At 43.1% G+C, this 20,433-nt stretch carries 14 protein-coding genes and 4 pseudogenes; 3 read left to right on the plus strand and 15 right to left on the minus strand.

The window, feature by feature from the left end:
- Nucleotides 1-3: 3 nt before the first annotated feature.
- Nucleotides 4-888, minus strand: coding sequence for an ABC transporter permease (locus MHB46_RS06480; protein WP_230584986.1), 885 nt, complete (start codon nt 886-888; stop codon nt 4-6).
- Nucleotides 889-1,394: 506 nt separating this feature from the next.
- Between MHB46_RS06480 and MHB46_RS06485 the strand changes: the two genes are divergently transcribed.
- Nucleotides 1,395-2,429 carry a LacI family DNA-binding transcriptional regulator gene (locus MHB46_RS06485; RefSeq protein WP_272640283.1) on the plus strand — a complete coding sequence of 345 codons (1,035 nt, stop codon included), beginning with the start codon at nt 1,395-1,397 and terminating at the stop codon, nt 2,427-2,429.
- 22 nt (nt 2,430-2,451) lie between these two features.
- Entirely contained in the window at nt 2,452-3,426 is a 975-nt protein-coding gene (locus MHB46_RS06490; protein WP_341161885.1) for a carbohydrate kinase family protein, read from the plus strand.
- 433 nt (nt 3,427-3,859) lie between these two features.
- Here the strand turns inward: MHB46_RS06490 and MHB46_RS06495 are convergent, their stop codons facing one another.
- The 14 genes and pseudogenes from MHB46_RS06495 to MHB46_RS06555 form a co-directional block, all read right to left on the minus strand.
- On the minus strand, nt 3,860-4,135 hold the full coding sequence (locus MHB46_RS06495) for a hypothetical protein (RefSeq protein ID WP_341161886.1): 276 nt from the start codon (nt 4,133-4,135) through the stop codon (nt 3,860-3,862).
- 181 nt (nt 4,136-4,316) lie between these two features.
- Nucleotides 4,317-5,120: a Cof-type HAD-IIB family hydrolase gene (locus MHB46_RS06500; RefSeq protein ID WP_165176075.1), complete on the minus strand. Its 804-nt coding sequence runs from the start codon at nt 5,118-5,120 to the stop codon at nt 4,317-4,319.
- Nucleotides 5,121-5,147: 27 nt separating this feature from the next.
- Complete coding sequence (locus MHB46_RS06505; protein WP_235307908.1) at nt 5,148-5,744, minus strand: DeoR/GlpR family DNA-binding transcription regulator; 597 nt, start codon at nt 5,742-5,744, stop codon at nt 5,148-5,150.
- 9 nt (nt 5,745-5,753) lie between these two features.
- Nucleotides 5,754-5,915 (minus strand): annotated as a pseudogene (locus MHB46_RS26210) (DeoR family transcriptional regulator); the annotation flags it as partial.
- A 172-nt stretch (nt 5,916-6,087) separates the two neighbouring features.
- Nucleotides 6,088-9,855: a GH32 C-terminal domain-containing protein gene (locus MHB46_RS06510; protein WP_341163690.1), complete on the minus strand. Its 3,768-nt coding sequence runs from the start codon at nt 9,853-9,855 to the stop codon at nt 6,088-6,090.
- A gap of 90 nt (nt 9,856-9,945) precedes the next feature.
- Nucleotides 9,946-10,992 (minus strand): annotated as a pseudogene (locus MHB46_RS06515) (glycoside hydrolase family 32 protein); the annotation flags it as partial.
- A gap of 125 nt (nt 10,993-11,117) precedes the next feature.
- A pseudogene (locus MHB46_RS06520) lies at nt 11,118-11,240 on the minus strand (PTS system mannose/fructose/sorbose family transporter subunit IID); the annotation flags it as partial.
- Nucleotides 11,241-11,369: 129 nt separating this feature from the next.
- Nucleotides 11,370-11,898: pseudogene (locus tag MHB46_RS06525) on the minus strand (PTS sugar transporter subunit IIC); the annotation flags it as partial.
- Between the two features lie 272 nt (nt 11,899-12,170).
- Complete coding sequence (gene manZ, locus MHB46_RS06530; protein WP_209942266.1) at nt 12,171-12,995, minus strand: PTS mannose transporter subunit IID; 825 nt, start codon at nt 12,993-12,995, stop codon at nt 12,171-12,173.
- 28 nt (nt 12,996-13,023) lie between these two features.
- Nucleotides 13,024-13,794, minus strand: coding sequence for a PTS mannose/fructose/sorbose transporter subunit IIC (locus MHB46_RS06535; protein ID WP_023988666.1), 771 nt, complete (start codon nt 13,792-13,794; stop codon nt 13,024-13,026).
- Between the two features lie 39 nt (nt 13,795-13,833).
- Entirely contained in the window at nt 13,834-14,316 is a 483-nt protein-coding gene (locus MHB46_RS06540; protein WP_160790381.1) for a mannose/fructose/sorbose PTS transporter subunit IIB, read from the minus strand.
- A 1-nt stretch (nt 14,317) separates the two neighbouring features.
- Nucleotides 14,318-14,737 (minus strand): PTS sugar transporter subunit IIA, encoded by a 420-nt coding sequence (locus MHB46_RS06545; RefSeq protein ID WP_013309476.1) that lies wholly within the window; start codon nt 14,735-14,737, stop codon nt 14,318-14,320.
- Between the two features lie 200 nt (nt 14,738-14,937).
- Nucleotides 14,938-17,718 carry a sigma-54-dependent transcriptional regulator gene (locus tag MHB46_RS06550; protein ID WP_341161887.1) on the minus strand — a complete coding sequence of 927 codons (2,781 nt, stop codon included), beginning with the start codon at nt 17,716-17,718 and terminating at the stop codon, nt 14,938-14,940.
- Nucleotides 17,719-17,767: 49 nt separating this feature from the next.
- Complete coding sequence (locus MHB46_RS06555) at nt 17,768-18,589, minus strand: Cof-type HAD-IIB family hydrolase (protein ID WP_341161888.1); 822 nt, start codon at nt 18,587-18,589, stop codon at nt 17,768-17,770.
- Between the two features lie 274 nt (nt 18,590-18,863).
- Here MHB46_RS06555 and rpoN point away from each other — a divergent pair, with 274 nt between their 5' ends.
- Nucleotides 18,864-20,246 carry an RNA polymerase factor sigma-54 gene (rpoN, locus tag MHB46_RS06560; protein WP_341161889.1) on the plus strand — a complete coding sequence of 461 codons (1,383 nt, stop codon included), beginning with the start codon at nt 18,864-18,866 and terminating at the stop codon, nt 20,244-20,246.
- The last annotated feature ends 187 nt before the right edge of the window (nt 20,247-20,433 follow it).

Below are 20,433 nucleotides of genomic sequence, written 5' to 3' on the forward strand. Positions count from 1 at the left end.
TCTTTAATACAGCCCTTCTCCTTCGTTCAGCTTCTTGACGACGGTATTTACGAAAATCAACAGGAATACATTAATTACGGAATTGAACAACCCGATTGCCGTAGAATAAGCATAATCGCCGGATTGCAACCCCACCTTGTATACGTAAGTCGCGATGATTTCCGAGGTAGGTGTGTTCAGAGCCGTCTGCATCAGGTAAGCCTTTTCATAGCCGATCGACATAATACCTCCTGCAGCGAGAATGAACAGGACGGCCATGACGGGTTTAAGAGCTGGCAGATCAATGTGGAAGATTCTCTTCATCAATGAAGCGCCATCAATTGTTGCAGCGTCATGCAACTGCGGGTCCACATTGGCTAAGGTGGCCACATAAATGATAGAGGACCAGCCCGCTGTTTGCCATATACCGGACAAAATATATACCGTTCGGAAATAGGCAGGATCAGTCATAAAAGCAATCGGCTTGCCGGTGAAGGTTGTTACCAAAGCGTTCACTATTCCAGCTGGCGATAGAAAAACAAACAGCATACCGGCAACAACAACAACCGAGATGAAGTTAGGTGCGTATACAATAAGCTGAATATTCTTCTTGAACTTCGCTCCTCTGACCAGATTTAGCATTAAGGCCAGAATGATTGGTACTGGGAAGCCGAGAATAAGACCGTAAGCGCTTAATTTAAGCGTATTCATTAAAATGTCATAAAAATTTGGTGATGAAAGAAAACGCTGAAAATGTTCAAATCCAACCCATTCGCTGCCGAGGATGCCTTTTCTTGGGCTGAAATTTTTAAACGCAATGATCGAGCCGTACATGGGAACATACTTGAAAATGACGGTAAGAATTATGGACGGAAGCAAAAACAAATACAATATATAATTTCGAAGCATATAGCTTAACCAATGGTTTCTTTTTTTTGTTTCTGAAGCCTTTAGTCCCCTTTTTTGAACGATCGAATTTGCCAATTTTTTCCCTCCTACTGTTCACGGCTTGTTATACGACACAAAATATAAGCCATGTTATGTCATCCCTCTGACATAATTAACCAAGATGTTTTTCAAATACTTGCTTGTAATATCCACACCTCCAACAGAACGAGAATTTTACACATTCCCAAAATGAATGGGCTTACAATTTACATTTGAACATATTTTACTCTTACAATTTAGCAGATGTACATTTAATTAGTCAATATATTTCGGGTGAAAAATTCATTCAAAAAGCTTATTTCAAGATAATTATAATGTTTTTAGCAAAAATCCATCAAAAATACACAATATAAATAAACAAACGTAAACTTTTATTGTTCATTTGAATAAATACATTGTTAAAAACATGAAAATACTATATATTTAGAAATATGAAGAATCTTAATTCGGAGAATAAGGTGAACAATATGACGAGAAAGTCAAAGGTTACGATACAAGATATCGCTGATGCCTTGGGGATTTCCAGAAACACTGCCTCCAAGGCGCTTAATGGAGTGGAGAGTATTCCCGCCGTTACTAGGGACAAGGTGGTCAAAAAAGCAATGGAGCTTAAATACAAACAATTTTCTTATATGGAAACAGCTTCTGAAAAACAAGGCAATATCGCACTTTTGACCTGTAATCTTCCTAATAGCTCACACTTTGGATCTTTGTTGATCAGCGGACTGGAGAAGGAAATCAGCAAACAGGGCTATACTTTATCTATTTATTTTGTTCGTGAGAATGATATCAATTCAATGACCCTACCCGGCAATTTTGAACCTTCGAATGTGGCTGGCATCTTCTGCATCGAAATGTTCAGCAAGGAATACAGCAAGCTGATCACAGATCTTTGCATCCCAACCATTTTTATTGATTGCGCTGCGGATATGATGTATCCAGAATTGAAGGCGGATCTGGTATTAATGGAAAATGAACACAGCACATACTGTGTTACCCGGAAATTGATCGATCATGGCTATGAAAGCTTCGGTTTTGTAGGCGATTACAATCATTGCAAAAGCTTCAATGAACGCTGGACCGGATTTAATAAGGCATTAGCAGAAGCAGGAATCGCCGTAGATCCTGCCCTTAGCATTGTAGCGCCTGACCGCAACTTCTTTATAGAGGAGAACTGGATGGAACAGCAGTTGGATGCCCTGAGGGAGTGTCCCTCCGTCTTTATTTGCGCCAATGATTTCATTGCCATCAGCGTGATCAAATCTTTGAAAAACAAAGGGATTAAAGTCCCGGAAGATGTTGCTGTTTGCGGGTTCGATGATGCTTCGGAATCCCGGGTTGTCGAGCCTCATCTTACAACCGTGCATATTTATAGTAGTCAGATGGGTATTATTTCAGCCGAAATGTTATTGTCCAGAATCAAAGACAATACCATGCCATACCGAGTGACTCATGTTGCAACGGATATCGTATACCGAGACTCGACCCCTGTTCTAAACTAAATCTACCAAGAGGTGAATCAAAGTGAAAAATGACAGAACAGTTCTTTGTGTGGGCGAGTTGCTCATTGATTTTTTCTGCACGGATATTGATGTTAATCTTGCCAAGGGTCAGCATTTCTCCAAGCAGGCCGGCGGCGCTCCGGCAAATGTAAGCGCAGCCGTAGCCAAGCTCGGAGGAAAAGCGTCATTCTTGGGGAAAGTCGGGGCTGATCCCTTTGGCATGTACCTGAAGCAAACGTTGGATGAGCAGCATGTGGATACGTCCATGCTCCTATTTGATCCGTCAACGCCGACTACACTGGCCTTTGTTTCCCTTGCCGCTAACGGCGAACGGGATTTCGTGTTCAACCGCGGAGCTGACCGTCAACTGTCTCTGCAGGACATTGATAGAGAATGGACCCGGCAGGCAGCCATTCTGCATTTTGGCTCGGCAACGGCCTTGCTCGCCGATCCTTTCCGAGAAGCGTATTTGTCTTTATTGGATGGAGCGAAGGCCAACGGGCAATTCACCTCCTTTGATCCCAATTACCGGGGGGACCTCTGGAAAGACAGGCAGGAGGAATTTATCACACTGTCCAGAAGAGGAATACACAATGCGGATTTGGTAAAGGTAAGCGAAGAGGAATTAAACATCATTACAGGGCTGGCTGACCGCGATGCTTCATTGGATCTTTTGCATGGGTTGGGAGCCAAGACGGTGGCAGTTACCTTAGGGAAAGAAGGAACCCTCATCTCAAGTGGTGCCTCCCGTTCGTTAATCGGCAGTATCGCTGTCAAATCGATCGACTCTACTGGTGCCGGAGATGCCTTCGTCGGAGCAATGCTGTATCAAATCAGCCAGCTGAGTCAGCCTAGGGCATTTACCTCCAACGCGAAGCAGCAGCAGGAATTTGTGACACTTGCCAATCAAGTCGGCGCCATCGTGTGCACTAAAGTTGGAGCGATTGCAGCCTTGCCGTCGTTGGAAGAAGTTAATCGTTTCGTAGCGCAAGGTTGAATCAAGGAATGAAGCGTAAGAACAGCAAAAGGTGTCCGACGATCTCTAAGGTCGCTGGATACCTTTTTAGTCATTCTTTGGAAGATGAAGTGAGAAACTAAAACATATCGAGGGAGTTTAATCAAAAGAAAACGAGTACTTATCCTACGTAGTCGTTTTCTTTTATATAAGGCAGGCCAGGATTTTTTTCGATTGCCAAAAACTTTTCATCTTTAATTAACTCAGATATTCTCATAAACCATTATAATTCATATTGCAGACTTAGCATTTATCCTGATCGGATTGCAAAGCTATTGCTAATGCAATAAATGATCCTGATGATACATCTATGAGTAAAATGATAATTCGACCAACTATTCAGGCATTGTAAACAATGACAGTGGACAGAACGAGAAAGCGCTTGCCTAATTAACCTAATTAAAACAAAACATTGTTAAGTTACTGCCATCATATTATAGAGTTTTAGTATCCTAATATCATCCTTCGATACTTTTAGTTGTTGGATGAGGCGTGCATCCTCTTTTAGCACTTCTTTGGAAAATAGCATTATAGCTGCGATAGGCATCATAGGTCTAGAAGAAAATCCATTAAACAAGCCCCATTTTGTATCTGAAGTTAAATAAGACGCTGGGATCTGAACGCTAGCTTTTTCTATAACTGATTCTACAGCAGAATAATAAGTATGAAAAAGGTTTTCATCCTCACTCATGCCTAATAAGTTTCCTAATAGACATATATCTGCTTGATTTTGGGGCATCAAATCCAAGAAACAATACTCTGTTGTCAGGTTGCCTCCTGCTATTCGAAATAAGTAACTAGTTACCCCCTATCTTCTATTTCCAATGCCTACCGTCTTTTGGTGTTTGGATATCCAATGTCACTGGATCATTTCAAACGGACAAAATGTATTCCTCCAAGCCTATTTTCAAACCGTCTTCATCATTGCTCGATGTAACCCTGTCGGCAATTTTCTTAACTTCCTCCGGCGCATTTCCCATTGCAATCCCAAGGCCTGCGTACAAAATCATATCCATGTCATTATAGTTGTCTCCAATGGCCATCGATTCACGATAAGTAATATTAAATATCCCCTCGAGCTCCTGAATGGCATACGATTTGGACACCATCTCATCCATAATTTCCAGATAAGTTCCCTTGGATTTATAAACACTGATACCAGTAACTTCTTTATTGATTTGTTGTACAAGCCGCTCAATGTCTTCGGGATCTCCCATGCATAAAATTTTGTGAATATCATGATCTTCTTCTATATATGAGGGGAGTAACCTCTGTATGGGGGAGCCATTAATAATTTCCGCTTCCTGAATTACCCAAGGATTTTGAATGTTGCCAACGATCCACTGGTCATGTCCATACAAGTTAAAACTGATAGAAGGATAATGATCCATTACAATATCGTATATTCGTTTAATGCTCTTTTTCGATAAACAGATGCTATGAAGGATTTCCCTGTTGCCGCCCAATATTAAAGCACCGCTATAACAAATGACGGGAGCGTGAATATTGAGCTCTTGCTGAAGAGGAAAAATGCCGCTTGGCATTCTCGCTGAAACAAGTACAAAAGGGATATTTCTTCCCACAACTTTTTGGATTGTATTTTTGGTGTCGGACGTAATTTGATGTTTTGAATTTAACAACGTCCCGTCAATATCGCTAAAGATTGCTTGTATCATGGCCGATGGCTCCCTTGCGATTATTTATCACGATTCTTCCTCAAGCGCCTTGATAATTTCTACTCCGCTATCCTGCAACATCAGCAATGAGTGCTCCGGTGCATCCTGATTTGTAATTAGAATATCAATTTCGGAAAAATTCAGGCCTTTAAACGGGCTTGTTAAATTAAATTTTTTGTAATCAGCAAGTAAAAATACTTCTCTGGCACGTCCCGATACCAGCTTTTTAACTAAAGCATCATCACGGTTTGCAAAATACACTCCGTCTTCCATGATGGCGGCAGCTCCTAAAAAAGCTTTGTCAAAAAAAACATCGTTCAACTGCATAGCCGTGTAGTGGTCATAAAAAAAACGGTTTTCATGATTAAATTTGCCCCCGAGCAAGTTTATGTTAATTTCACTTTTTGCTGATAAAGCTTCTGCATTATCCAACGAGTGTGTATAAACCGTGAGATTCTTGTCCAATTGCCCACAGAGCAGTTGAATGGTAGTCGATACATCCATGAAACAAACATCTCCGTCAGCGATGTGCGCGGAAGCTGCTTTTGCAATGAGCATCTTTTGCTTTGTTGCTGAAGTTACACGTTCCTTGTAGGCTCTTATTTCTTCTTTTAATAAGGGCAAGGCAATACCTCCATGGGTTCTGATAACCCCCCCTTCGTGAACAAGCTTAATAATATCCCTTCTTGCCGTATCTCTCGAGATGTTCAATAAATTACAAATTTCCGAATTTGATAATTGGTTACGGCTTTGGAGATACTCCAAAATTTTTAAAAGTCGTTCCTCTTGATAAATATAAAGCCCCCCCTATCCCTATATTCACTATAAGCGATTAGATGCTTTTTGTTAAGTGTTTTTAAGTATTTTTATAAAGATAAGCAAATTGCTTATATTGTGTATTTCACATAGCAAGTCCCCGGTCCGCATGCATATTGCATTAAGAGTCCGGGGACTTTATTCATTTTGCCTATTTATTGATAAATTCAATCTTTTGAAGCAAACGTTTTATCATAACTGCCGCCTCGGCGCGGGTAGTTGTTGCATGTGGCTCATAGTGTCCAGTGTCCATACCTTGTGCGATGCCCTGAGCTGTAACAGCGGCTACTGCATTTTGCGCCCAAACCGCGATAGACGAGCGGTCGGCATATCCATCTAGCGATTGCCCGTTTTTGCTGTTGACTGAGACATACCCGGTATATTGTAATGCTTGATGGACAAGTAGAGCCATCTCCTGGCGGCTAATTCCCGATTCAGGACGAAAAGCACCGTCTTCATAACCTTTGACCAGCCCAGCTGAATAGGCTGCGCTGAGATATCCGCTGTACCATGAACCCTTGACTACATCCCTAAAGGCTGGAGTCGCCCGTTCTTTAAGCCCAAGTGCATGAACAAGCATAGCGGCAAATTCGGCGCGGGTAACAGGCCTGGATGGCTCAAATATTCCTTTTATCGAACCGACAACAATTCCTTTTGCGGCAAGCAGCTCTATGTCGGCTTTGCCCCAGTACCCAGCTGGTAAATCACCGAAGGTTGGACTGCTGTTGACAACGGTATATACACCATTGGAATTATGCTTTATTTCAACGGAGGCTCCATCATCCCCAGCCCGAAAAATGCTCGGTACAAAGATAAGTTTCCTTCTGGCTTCATCGTAGCAAACTGCGGTGGAACGATTTGGGTCCATCGCTGATGAAAGCGGAAGTGTCCGGCTCACATAGGTATCACCGAAATCAAGAGCGGTTGTTGTACTGCCTGTTACTGCTTCAGCCTTGAAGTCTATAGGAGTCGTTTCCACGGTTGCGCCCGCTTTTACAGCCGCTTCTTGAATAGCCGCATTTTGCTGCATTGTTGCCTTGGATAACGTAATTCGCAGCCCTGGCACGCTATTGGAAGGTGAGGTATTTCTATTCACCCTGCTGGCTGGAAGGGTGTACGTCCCCAGTTCTGTAATTAACTGAAGATCCAGAGTTCGATGCTCGCTCCAAAGCTTATTGGCCATGCTGGTCAGCTCAACGATAACCACGTCAGCCCCAGCAGCTTTCACATGCAAAGTTAGTGCAGAACCTTTTCTTACCGGCAAAGCTTTAAGCAAAGTAAGATCGTCCACGACCACTGCGGCTTCTTTCCTGCCATCAGCCTTTTGTGTAATACCCGGAGCATACTCCAATATTCCTGAAGTGGCGGAAGCCGGAATAGATGCCTTGACTGGCAGCTTTACCGCCTGGCTGTCGCTGCCCTTGTTGTTCTGAGAATTGTCACCGGAATGGCCGGAATTGTAACTTGATATTCGAACACTATTAAAGAATGCTGTTGTATCCCTTACATTTAACCCAAAGTATCCTCGTGTGTAACTTTGGTCTTTGGTATCAATCACCAGTTGTCCGTCCAAATAAGCCTTTATGGTATCCCCGACAGCTACAATTTTGAGGTGATAATCCTGATTTGTCCGTAGTTTCAGCTTCGCGTCATTATTGTAGATGGCAAGATCACTACCGGTCCCTTTAACAAATTTCATCAACTTAACCATATTATCCCTTACATCCAGATTAATTGCATACGCATTTTTTGCCGTAGGGTCTGAACGAAAGACCAAGGCACCTGCGCCGATGGGGTTTTCTATGTTATCTTTTTCAGGATCATCGGGATGCGAATCTGTATCCGGCACTTTAATGTCCGCTTCATATATAAAGTTCTCACCGAAATTACTTGCCAGAATAAACGCATCCCCTACGCCCTGCCCCTGTTTTCCATTGATAGTATCCGCCCATTTGCCGCTGATCGTCGTCCAATCTGACAGTACGGAGACACTAGATGGGGGCGCTTTCCAGACACTTTTTAACGGAAATATTTTCAAAGACTTTAATTCCACATCCCCGCCCTTACTGTAGATTTGCATTCCTTTACTCGAAGGATGAGGGAATATTTGGTCAGTTATCACTGTTTCTCCATTATTCCCGAACACCTCCAGCGCCGACCGGTCAACAAAAATATGCATTTTCACCGTACCGTTTAAAGCCTTCAGCGGGCCCTCATGTTTATTTGTGATATCAGGTCCGAAATCATAATTCCCGGAATTCGTACGGTCAACGAACAGCTTTTCATTGTAGACATCATACCCGACCGTTGTATATTCCTCAGTTCCTTTACGAACCTTAAAACCAAACTCAGTTGCTTCGGTGTTGGAAAGATCAAACTCTGCAATCATTTCAAATGTATCGTCAGAAAAGTTGGATAGGAGGTCGCTTTCTCCCTTAATCTTTTCATTTATATATGAAATTCCCTTTGTTTCAGCACGAATGCCGGCCAGAGAAATTGGTGTTTGTTTTAACCGTAATCCTTCCTCTGTCTGGGTCAGTTCCATCATTCGCGGCAATGACATGGAACTTCTCCATGTTGAAGTAGGTGTATCTTGAGCATAAGTCCAGTTACTCATCCAGCCAAGCCAGTATTTCTCGCCCTTCTCCCCTTCAATTCCGCTCCACTCCACAGCGGCATAATAATCAGCTCCATAATCGGACCATAATATTTGGTCGGAAGAATTCTCATTGGTGAAGGTTTTCCCATCAAAGCTTCCTACAAAATATTGCATTCCGGATCCGCCTGCAGGTCCTCCCGGATTTATACTTACCTGCAGAACCCATTTCTTTTTTGAAGGGTCGCCATCAATAGGCAATTCAATTAATGCAGGACATTCCCATACGCCGCCTATACTTCCGTTTGTAGAAGGTATCCACGAACCTGAGACGGCAGACCAATCCGTTATGAGGCCACTTTGTGGCAAATTGCCTTTTTCCGGCTCTTGTGCAACCTGGTCAACGTCTTCCGGAATTGGTCTGTCATTATAAACATTGATATCATCCAGGTTGATATGCCCCCAACTTCCCGTTGCATGGTCTACAGCTTTGATATATAGCACTTCACCAATATAATTGGAAGCATCCCATACGTATCTGCTATACGTTTCCTTTTCGGATTTCGTATTTGCTTGACGAAGCAATTCCTGATCGTCAGAAGCTCTGACTAACGATAAATAACGGTTGCTGACGTCTTTGCCTCCGCCCATCATCAGGTTAATCTCTCCGGAGCCACCCAGTTTGAAATAGGATGAATGCAGTTCTCCAGTAGCATCATCCCCCTTGTGACTATCGGAAAACCCCCATAGATGATACTTGCCTTGCTGGTCGAAAGTTCCACCCCACCAATCCTTTCGATCTGTTACATGGTCATTAGTAAATGCTTCCCCTTGTACACTGGTCCACCCAGTCAGATCCCCTGTTTCAAAATCATGGTTAAGTATTTCATTCTCCTCTGTGATGATATTTTTGCCCAACTGAACATTCTGGAAGAGCACAGAGGAATTCGCCAAATGCAAGCCGAAAACGCCGGAGGAAAAGGTAGAATCATTTACATCCTGAGTAAGTTTACCATCTAAATATACTTTTATATTCTCTCCATAGGTCCTCACCTCTAAAGGGTAATTCGTATACGTAGCGAGAGATACAGTGGCCTCGGCTAGGACTGATTGCTTCCCGTCCTCAAGCTTCATCAATTTTATTTTATCGTTGTGAGCGTCGAGGCTCGCCATATATCCATTTCTCACCTCGGCATCTGCCCGAAAAACAAGTGAGCCGATTTCATCTCCGCCATCCGATAATTCAATGTTCGCCTGATATCGAAAGTTTTCCCCGGCTTGCCCGCTCATTACATATGAATTCACCGCGGAAGTCCCGGTCATTCCTTTCACGGTGTCTTCCCAGGAACCGCTTACAGCAGTCCATTTTGACAAATTGGTCACAAAGTTTGATGTATTATTGAATTTCACATTTCGAAAAGAGGCTGTTGAATTCCATGCGGTTAACCCATAGTAGCCGTATACAAATTCATCATCCGTTTGTTCGATAACCGATTGGTTGTTTACAAAAACCTGAATGTGATGTCTATCCGTTACAATTTGTAAATGATAGGTAGATGAAGTATCCAAGCGCAAAGAACTGGCCCCAAGTTCAATGCTTTCTCCATTCCTATTTTTGGTTAAAGTTACGCGATCATTTTTGGCATCTAGATTGACTACATAGCCGTTGGCCGCACGCTTATCAGAACGAAAAACCAGTCCTCCTGATCCTTCCCGGCCATTTTTTGCATTAAGGGTAATGTCGCCCTCATAGTTGAATGATCCACCTTCTTGTGAGGAAATCGCGTAAGAAGTGGAATCCAGACTATTGGCCTGTATTCCACCATCTGGACCAAATTCACTGGCATAAGTCCAATTTTTTAAATTGGGAGAAGTATAGAACATCACCTTATTGTTAGCAACTAACGACATCACCCACTGATTGGATTGTTCATGCCAAAATACTTTGGGATCGCGCCAATCGGCGGCGGGAGGTTCAGGCATTACCGGATTCCCTTCATACTTTTTCCATGTTCTCCCTTTATCCAAGCTGTAAGCAATGCTTTGAACCTGACCCTTATCACCTGCATGGGTAAAGATGGCTACCATTGCTTCCTTTCCAAAGCCGGCTGTATTTCCCCAGTCGATTACAGTGCTTCCGGAAAAAATCTGTCCGTGGATATCAGGAGAAAGTGCAACAGGTAGATGTTCCCAATGAACAAGGTCTCTACTCACTGCATGCCCCCAATGCATCGGTCCCCATGTCGTTCCATATGGATAATTTTGGTAAAATAAATGATATTCACCCTTGTAATAAACCATTCCATTGGGATCGTTCAACCAGTTGGCCTCGGGAGAAAAATGAAATTGATTGCGGTACGTTTCCTGATAATATCCTGGATCTGATGCAAACGCTTTCGTGAATGAAGTTAAAGATAATAATAAGATGATACTAAGTGCTAAAGAACAAATCCGATTCATATTTCTACTCCTCATCTTGTTCACTCCCTTTATAACTAATTTTATAAATCAGTTCAAAACGCCTCATAATGAAAGCCTATCCCCGGTGATGGATAACTCCTTGACCAAATAGTTTTAAGAATTATTCAAGCCAAGACACCGAGAGCGTATCCAATAATACCAATTGCGAATAGCGCAAAAATGAGAGCCATGGCGTTCACTTTCTTTTTAAGCAGTCTCATGCAAAGGAAGGTCAGTAAGAACGGTAGTAACCTTACTGTACAGCCGCTTAATCGTCGGAATTAAGGAACCAAGAACGTACAAATATTTTGTTTAAGTCGTTTTTGGTCATCTTCTTTTCTTCCATATGTACTCTCCTTCTTTCATAAAATATTTTCTTATAGCTCTTCAATTTCCGCCGTTTTATCGTTCCGCAGATTGTATTTCGAACTGAGCTGGATGTATAGCAGAGCCAGCACAGTTCCTACGATCCCAAAACCAACTAGATTGATGTTCGTGAAAGCGGCAATGACAAATCCCAGGAAGAAGAAGGGCATAAGATATTTGGCCGACATCATGTTTATCACCATCGCATACCCTACAACGACGATGAATCCGCCTGCAATTTGCAGCCCTCTTGTAACGACTTCAGGAATTGCATTAAGCAGTTCTGTAACCAAGCCAGTTTCTGCCGCAATTGCTACCAATACGGCAGGAAGAGCAACGCGTAACCCCTGAAGAAGGAGAGCTATAAAGTGACATAATTCAATGCCTTTAAAATTTGCTGACTCGGCATATTTATCCGCCTAATGTTGAAAGAATACGGTAATCGTTCTTACAAAAATCGTTAACACTTGCCAAAGCAGCATCCAGAGCCATTGACGCCCCCACATTCATCCAACCTAAAGCCATCAATTCCAGCGTACCACACGTAGATTAATTATGAACTGATAATTTTGTATTCACTTAGCCTTTATTCCTGATTTCACTGTGTTTTCGGGGATATTGTCTGTCTCAATTGATGTTATAGCCCACTGCAAATAAGCAGCATACTTAACTTCCTCTTCACCATCTTTCACATCCTCTTTTAATATTTTGAACTCCAAGTAATGTTCTTGACAAAGCGTTTATATTTACGCTGTTTTGGTCACAAAAATCCGACGAAGTCCGGCCAAGGATAACTCCCTGACCGGCACGTTTTAAGCCAAAACACCAAATGCGTACCCAATAATGCCTACTGCGAATAAAGCAAAAATCAGAGCGATTGCGTTCACTTTCTTTTTCAGTAGCCTCATACATAAAAAGGTCAATAATAGTGGCAAAAGTCCGGGCATCAATTGATCCAAAATCATCTGAACGGTCGTAATAACCTCTTTTCCATCCGTTCCCACATATCTTGATACCACCAGCGGCACATTCAGGGTAGTCCATTTGGAAACAAGTGCACCCATAACGAAAAGCCCCAGTATGGAGGCTGACTCCGTGAGTTTTTGCAACCGGTTTCCCGACATATCGGAAACAATCTCCGTACCTTTGTGATAACCGTATTTCAGACCGTACCATTTCGTTGCCAAGCGTGCAGTGTTAAAGAGAAGGAAGAAAAGAATCGGTCCGACAAGGCTGCCGGATAAGGCGATTGAGGCTCCGAGTGCAGCCAGAACCGGGCGTAAAGTCCCCCAGTAAATGGGGTCACCCACTCCCGCAAGAGGTCCCATTAAACCGACTTTGACTCCACTTATGGTGGCATTGTCAATCGGCTGGCCGCTCGCTTTCTGCTCTTCCATCGCAGCCGTTACACCCATAATAGGCGCCGAGATAAACGGTTGAGTGTTGAAAAATTCCAGATGTCTTTTCAATGCCTCTTTTTGATCTTCTTTCTTGCTGTACAGCCGCTTAATCGCAGGGATCAAGGTGACACAGAAACCGATCGACTGCATTCGCTCAAAATTGAACGAGCCTAACAGGAAGCATGAACGGACAAACATCTTATTTAAATCACTTTTAGTCAGCTTCTTTTCTTTCATAGTGCTCTCCTCTCCCTTCAGGTAGTTACTATAACTCTTCAATTTCTTCCATCTTCTCATTACGCTGGTTGTATTTTGGGCTCAACTGGATGTAAAGCAGAGCCAGAACCGCGCCAATGACCCCAAAACCAACCAGATTAATGCTGGTAAAAGCTGCAATGACAAAGCCCAGAAAGAAGAATGGCATCAGGTATTTGGCTGCCATCATATTAATGACCATCGCATACCCTACGACTACGATAAAGCCGCCCGCAATTTGTAGTCCTCTGGTGATAACCTCCGGAATTGCGTTAAGCATAGCAGTCACCAGGCCCGTTTCTGCGGCAACTGCCACCAAAACAGCGGGCAAAGCAACGCGCAGACCTTGCAAAAGTAAGGCAATAAAGTGACATAGCTCAATTCCTTTGAAATTTGCAGATTCCGCATACTTATCAGCCAAATGCTGGAAGAAGACAGTAATCGTCCTGACAAAAATGGTAAGCACTTGTCCGGCGGCTGCAATTGGAATCGCAACGGCAATTCCGGCGCCGATCGATTGATGGCCGACGATGACCAAAATGGTTGAAACCACGCTGGCTAGAGCAGCGTCTGGTGCCATGGATGCTCCTACATTCATCCATCCCAAAGCCATTAATTCCAGAGTACCGCCAAGTATAATGCCAGTTTTGAGATCGCCAAGGACAAGGCCAATCAACGTACACGCAATCAGAGGACGATGGGTTTGCCCTTCATCTAGGACGCTACCCATGCCACATATGGCCGCTACCAGTGTTACCATCACAATTTGAAAAACAGTCATTTCTATAACTCCTCTCTAGTTGCCGCCTGGTATTTACGATCACATATCCTGCAGTTTGGTAATCAAGTTGATTTTCGGATCACTGGCTACTTTTCTGATTTCCAGCTCAATGCCTTTTTCATGCAGCTTACGAAATGCATCTACATCCTGTTGGTTTACGGATACCGCCCCAGTAATCTGTGTCTTTCCTTCCTTAAAACACATTCCTCCAACATTCACCGAGCGGATGGGTACTCCCCCTTCCACAACCCGCAGTACATCCGTAGGGTTGGTAAAGAGAAACAATGTTTTAAAATCACTGTATTTGGGGTTATTATAAGCCTCTATCGCTTTGTTAATCGTTACGACATACGCCTTAATTCCAGGCGGCGACACCTGAAGCAATAAGGTTTTGCGTAATGTATCCGCTGCGACTTCATCGCTAACGGCGATAATCTTATTGCACTTCGCTTCTTTCACCCAAACGGTCGCCACCTGACCGTGAATCAGACGGTCATCAATACGAACTAATGCAATTTCCATTCTATAATTCCTCCTCTAATTGACTGTTTCGAATGGCACGAAAAGACATCATGGAATCGTGCCCTGCATGGATCGCTAAATTTACCAAATTCTCCACTTGTTCAATTCCTCTGTTTGCAAGAAGGTCAACGATCATTGGCAGGTTTACTCCTGTCACAATATCCATTTTTTCATGGTTAACTGCAATTCGGCTGGCAGCATTATAAGGACTGCCGCCGAATAGATCAACAAGGAAGATAACACCGTCCGTCCAATCCAGCGATGCCAACGCAGCCTTATATTTCTCTACAAGTCCGCTGACACTTTCACCTGGTTCAAACGTAACACCTGCCACATTATCCAATTGGCCGAAAACCATTTCTGTTGACCTCAGTATTTCTTCAGAAAATTTCCCGTGTGTCCCAACAATTACACCGATCATCTGTCTCACCCCCTTTGTTTCTCTCCACATATCTATGATGCAAGTTCTGTGCCAAACTTCTGTATAGATCAGAGGAAATTTTGTAAACAACAAAAAAACCCCCGTTGCGTCGGAGGTTTTTTTCCAGTCTGAACAGATCATTATTTATCAATCTCCACTGCTTTCATACACATATGAAAGCGTTTTATACTCTTTGACCATTACTGTGGAATAAAGTTATATACTTCGCTCAACATTTCGCAAATATAATATTTTTCGTCTTCAGAAAGTATAAGATTCATACCAGAAACAAATATGCTGCATGAACGGTTTACCACCTCGAATATGTGCTGGTCGAGCTGTTTCACTTCCCCCTGATAAACAAGTCCATCGCGAATAACCATACGTTCCAGCGCATAAGCTGTGTGAGTAGAAATTTGGACTTTTGTTGCATAATCAAATTTGACTTCTAATCCAAGTTCCAGCTCTTGCACAAATCTCATCACCATTCCCAGAATTTTGTGGGGATTCAAATACGTCATAAATTCTTTCAGACTTTCCTCGCATAACTCCCTGACGACTACACTTTGATCCACAGCAGGGATCTGCTTGTTATTCAGCAGTAGCTCTCTCAATGTCTGCTCACCGCTCGCTTCAATCAGCTTTTCCAAGGGAATAAACGGGATTTCCGGCTCGCTTGGCCGTTTTACTCCAATCACGGCAAGAATTGTTCGCTTAGACCGCATATCCTGGACCACTTTATCCAACTCTCTTACGTTTGCCGGGACTACCAGTATCTCCTCATCCGTCAAATCGCAGACAACTTTCTCTACAAACTCTTTCAATTTGACCGCTGCACCTTTGCCGGAGGAGCAAACCGTCACAATTGCCTTATGAACTACTTTCACTGCGGCGCTGCTATTGTTATATCCCCTGAAATCCTTTAGCGATTGGTATATCTCCTCTATCCCCATGTCAAAAACACTGGCCTTTCGGACAGCCTCCAGCGTGAGCGGAGTTGAAACCATATCAATAGTCTTTACATTGATTCCAACACGTTCCATAATAGTTTCTTCAAGATTGAGCAAAGAGCCCATATCAACCAGCAGCAACACGCCTCTACCACGGTCAATGCTCTTTACTTTATCGATAATAAGCTCCAAAATTTCCCTAGGACTGACATCGAGGGGCATATCAACAGCACAAAGATTAGAACTGCCCAGCAAGCTGTCTACGACGCCGACGATGCTGCTCGCTGTACTGGTACCGTGTGCTGCCACTATAATTCCCACACTACCCTGTCGTTCTTCCTCAACAGATTTCAGAAGAATCGCCATATAAGTTATTTCGGCCTCCGGTACATGTACACCAAACTTAGACTCGATCAAACTTTTGATAGTCTGGGCCAGTCTGTACTCTTCATCATGTTCATTCATCGGTTCATAGATTCGTGCATGACCGTATTTTTTCTCTCTGGTGCGCTTGAAAAAGGCGCTTAAATGAAGACTGAAAGCATACACGAATCTCTCGCTGTAAATTCGGTTTAGTACCTTTTTGGCCATTTCCTTAATCTGCTCGGAGAATTCAAGGATGTCTTTGTCCACAATTTTCAGAATTCGTTCCCTGCTCCCCTTGGTTTTATAAAAACGGTTATAAAAGCTTTTAATATGGATATTGACATCCGTAGCAATAAATCTGTGGATGTAGGCGTCGTCGAGCCCTTCTTCCTTCAGCATGCCAATCTTGTCTTCAATTAGTTTGTAAAGGTTAAACGGCAGCTCGGAAACAACCTCTTCATCCAAAGCTTTTCTTCCTTCTGGAGTAATGTATAGGCACGAGGAAATACATCCGATTTCCTTCATCTTATATTGCGTTTTATCAATATTAAACAAACCATCTCGGATATTTCCCGGCAGGTTTTTAAAATCAAGTCCTATTTCTTCTTTGTTTTCATGTATGCTGTTTAAAAACCCTTTAGCGCATACCAGCTGGATGTTCGACTTTAACTGGCCGATATTGCCGTAGGTGACGCTGCCGATCAGTGCTCTTACTACCTCTGGTTCAATCCTGATCGGCTTGTTTACCCTATTGGCCTCGTTAGCAAACAAATGCTTCAAAATCAGCAATTGCTCCTCAATAGCACGTTCCTGAAGGGAAGGGATATTGATTGTGATGGGTATGCGCCTAATGAAGGTTTTCAGCATGGATGATCCGGGATCCTCCGTCGTAGCTCCAATCAATAACACACTCGCGTCTCTTTTTCGATCCGTTTCGCCCAATTTGTTATAGGTATGAGTATCCATGAAATAGAAAATCATTTCCTGGCCTTCCGGGGGTAAACGGTGAATCTCATCCAAAAACAGGATGCCTCCGTCAGCTTTCTCCACCAGCCCTGCTTTTTCATGATCAGCGCCTGTAAACGCCCCTTTAACGTGACCAAAGATGTGGGAAAGTAGCAAGTGGGGATTATTGAAATAATCAGCGCAGTTAAAAACGATAAATGGCGCATCCTCTGAAAACCGCTTCATATACTTGCCATAATGGTACATCAACCTGGCAAACATAGTTTTTCCAACACCCGTCTGCCCGACTATCAGGGTATGCAGACCTCTAGGAGGATACAGAATCGCTGCCTTCCCCTGCTCAACCTGGTTACGCATGCTGCCCCTGAAACCGATCAAGGCATGGAACGGATCGACCTGTTCGTCAGGCAGCAATACCTCTTTGATGCTTTTGACCTCAATTTGTTTCTCTTTCAGCCGAACCCGAAAGGTGTCCTCGATAATCTGCTTATGCAGAAATCTGACCGGTCTTCCTTTGATTTTAAGGATTAGATCGTCACGTAGCAGATTATTCAACTCTTTGCTCACATTGTTTCTCAACATCTTTTGATCATCAGCAATTTCCGCAGCCGTAATCCCTTCCCCCGCAAATAAAGCCTCTTTGGAAATTTTCTTGGTGCTTTCGGCAATATACTCTAAAATCTTATCTATTCTTTTCACCTGTATTCCTCCAGCCTGAATCAGTCATTGGAAATTGATTTCAACCTGCTTATTTAGGGAACAGAATATGGTTTTTCAGCGCATGAGCTACTCCATCCTCGTCATTCGAGAGAGTAACGGTGTTGGCAGCAGCTTTGACCTCAAGGGGAGCATTTTCCATGGCAATGCCAAGTCCCGCAAAGGCCAACATGTCGATATCATTGTAGTTGTCACCCATAGCCAGACAATCGCTTTGTTTCAGTTGGTACTCTTTTAGCAGAATTTGAATGGCTGCCGTTTTGGAAGCCTTTTTTGACATGATTTCCAGATAAGTAGGCTTGGATAAGTAGAGATTTACTTCTTCGCCGTATACGGGTCGCAATACTTGAAGGACGCGTTTGATCTCTTCGGGATCACCCATGCACAAAATTTTACTGGTTCCATCAGTCTCTTCCCTCCAACCATTGGTAAGCTTAGAAAAACTATAAATGCGAGGCTCGATATTGGTGATGTCACGTTCTTGAAGCGCCCATGCATCCAATTGCTCAATATACCACTCATCATCCTTATACAGGCTTACGTGAAGATCATAGGCAGCCAGGCTGTCAAGCAAACGCTGTGTCATTTTCTTATCTATATAACGGGTGTTCAGCTTGTTCCCGTGTTTATCTATAACAAGTGCCCCACTGTAGCATATGAGAGGCTCAGAAATACCAAGATGATTCTGCAATGGAATAATTGCTTTTGGCATTCGCGCAGAGACAAGAACCACTGGAATCTGCTTATCATTTATAACCTGGAGAATGGTTTCTTTGGTTGCTTCCGTGATTTGATGCGCCGAGTTAAGCAGCGTCCCGTCAATATCAATGCAGACAATTTTATAAGTTTCCATAAATGATTCCTCCAGCTCCAGTGTATTTTGTTATTCAATGAATGAGTATACAAGAAAGATAGCGTATATAACCAAAAATACAACACACATAATAACTGTTACTTATTACGACAAGCTTTGGCTTGTTTATGAATCGTTTCTATCAGATAAAATTACTCGGTAACGTTAATATCTAGGCAGGAGAATTGCATAGGCTTAGAGAAGTAGATCTTTCATAAATGACTGACTGTGAATTTGTACCGGAAATGCATGGAAAAGGAGTTTGAATAAGTCAATGATACGATATGGATTACAACAGGAACAAGGATTCAAGCTGGTTATGACGCCCGAATTGCGACAAGCAATCACGATCTTGCAATATTCTTCGGCTGATTTAATATCCTTTCTGCATGAACAGGCGAACAATAATCCAGTCATTGATTTGCCGGAATTTAATATGTCCATAGGCAGTATCAAAGAAGAAGCAGAGCGGTTTTCACAGAAAGATCAAGGAGATCTGCTTGAACATTATCGTGGCGGAGAAAAATATCCATCGGTCCAGCGAGCAAACCCCGTTACATTTCTGGATTTTGTCCCCAATCCGAATGATACCCTGTTTGAACATCTGAACAGGCAGCTTGGACTGGTATGTGGGCTTACAAATTCACAGCGTATGGTGGCACGGTACCTCATTGGCAATTTGAACGAAATGGGATATTTAGAACTTGATGTTCCAACGGTCGCCTCACTATTGGACGTTCCCATAGCCGAAATTGAGGATATGCTCTTGGTGATACAGAGTTTTGATCCACCGGGGATCGCCTCTTACAGCTTGGAAGAATGTCTTCTTCTCCAGCTCCAGCTTGCTGGCATGGATGATGAATGCATAGTCAGAATGGTAAGCAACCATCTGGCCGATCTGGCGAACAATCGGATACAAAAAATTGCGGATGCTCTTGAAATCGGTAGGCAAGAGGTTATTCAGATGGCCGATCGAATTCGCAAGCTAAATCCATGCCCGGGCGCAGCATTTGCTCATAAAGAGCAGCAATACATCATAGCAGATATCACGGTCGAAAAAGCCAACGGGGAATATCTTGTCCTGATAAATGACATTAGTGCGCCGCGGGTTGAGATCAACCCTTTTTACCGGCAAATGATGCAGGATCTACCGAATAGTGAAACCAAACGTTTTATCCATGAGAAGATGAATACGGCAAAATGGCTGATCAATAGCCTGAAACAACGTCGGCTGACCCTTCTACGGGTTGCCAAGGCCATTGTGGAAAAGCAGCAGGATTTTTTTGAGCATGGCGTGTATTTCCTCAAACCAATTACCCAAAAGGAGATTGCCGATAAGACGGGCTTACACGAATCCACGGTCAGCAGGGCGGTCAGTAATAAATTTATACAGACGCCTCGTGGATTGTTCGAGCTCAAATTCTTCTTTACTTCCTCCTTGACGTCAGCGGACGGAGATGCTGCTTCATCGGAGAGTGCAAAAAAGCGTATCAAAAATTTGATAGATGATGAGGACAAGCAAAAACCGTTATCGGATCAGGCTATTACTACCCTGCTGGGAAAGGAAGGTTTGCATCTATCACGCAGAACTGTGGCGAAATATCGGGAAGAACTGAGATATCTTTCTTCTGCCAAAAGAAAAAAGTTTGAAGTTTAAATGTTTAAGGAATAGTCGCGTTTGATCCGGTTCCATATTTTTCGATTTGGCTTGATCTTGATCCGACTCGCTAGTTCTTGAATTCACCATTCCACCCCCTTACTTGAACTAGGATGTTTTCACTTTTGAAACGCTTCCAATTTGCTGTGAGAAAAACATCAGTTAGTAGATCCGTACTATGAATCGA

Source organism: Paenibacillus sp. FSL H7-0703 (assembly GCF_038003485.1).
GTDB classification, from domain to species: Bacteria; Bacillota; Bacilli; order Paenibacillales; family Paenibacillaceae; genus Paenibacillus; species Paenibacillus polymyxa_B.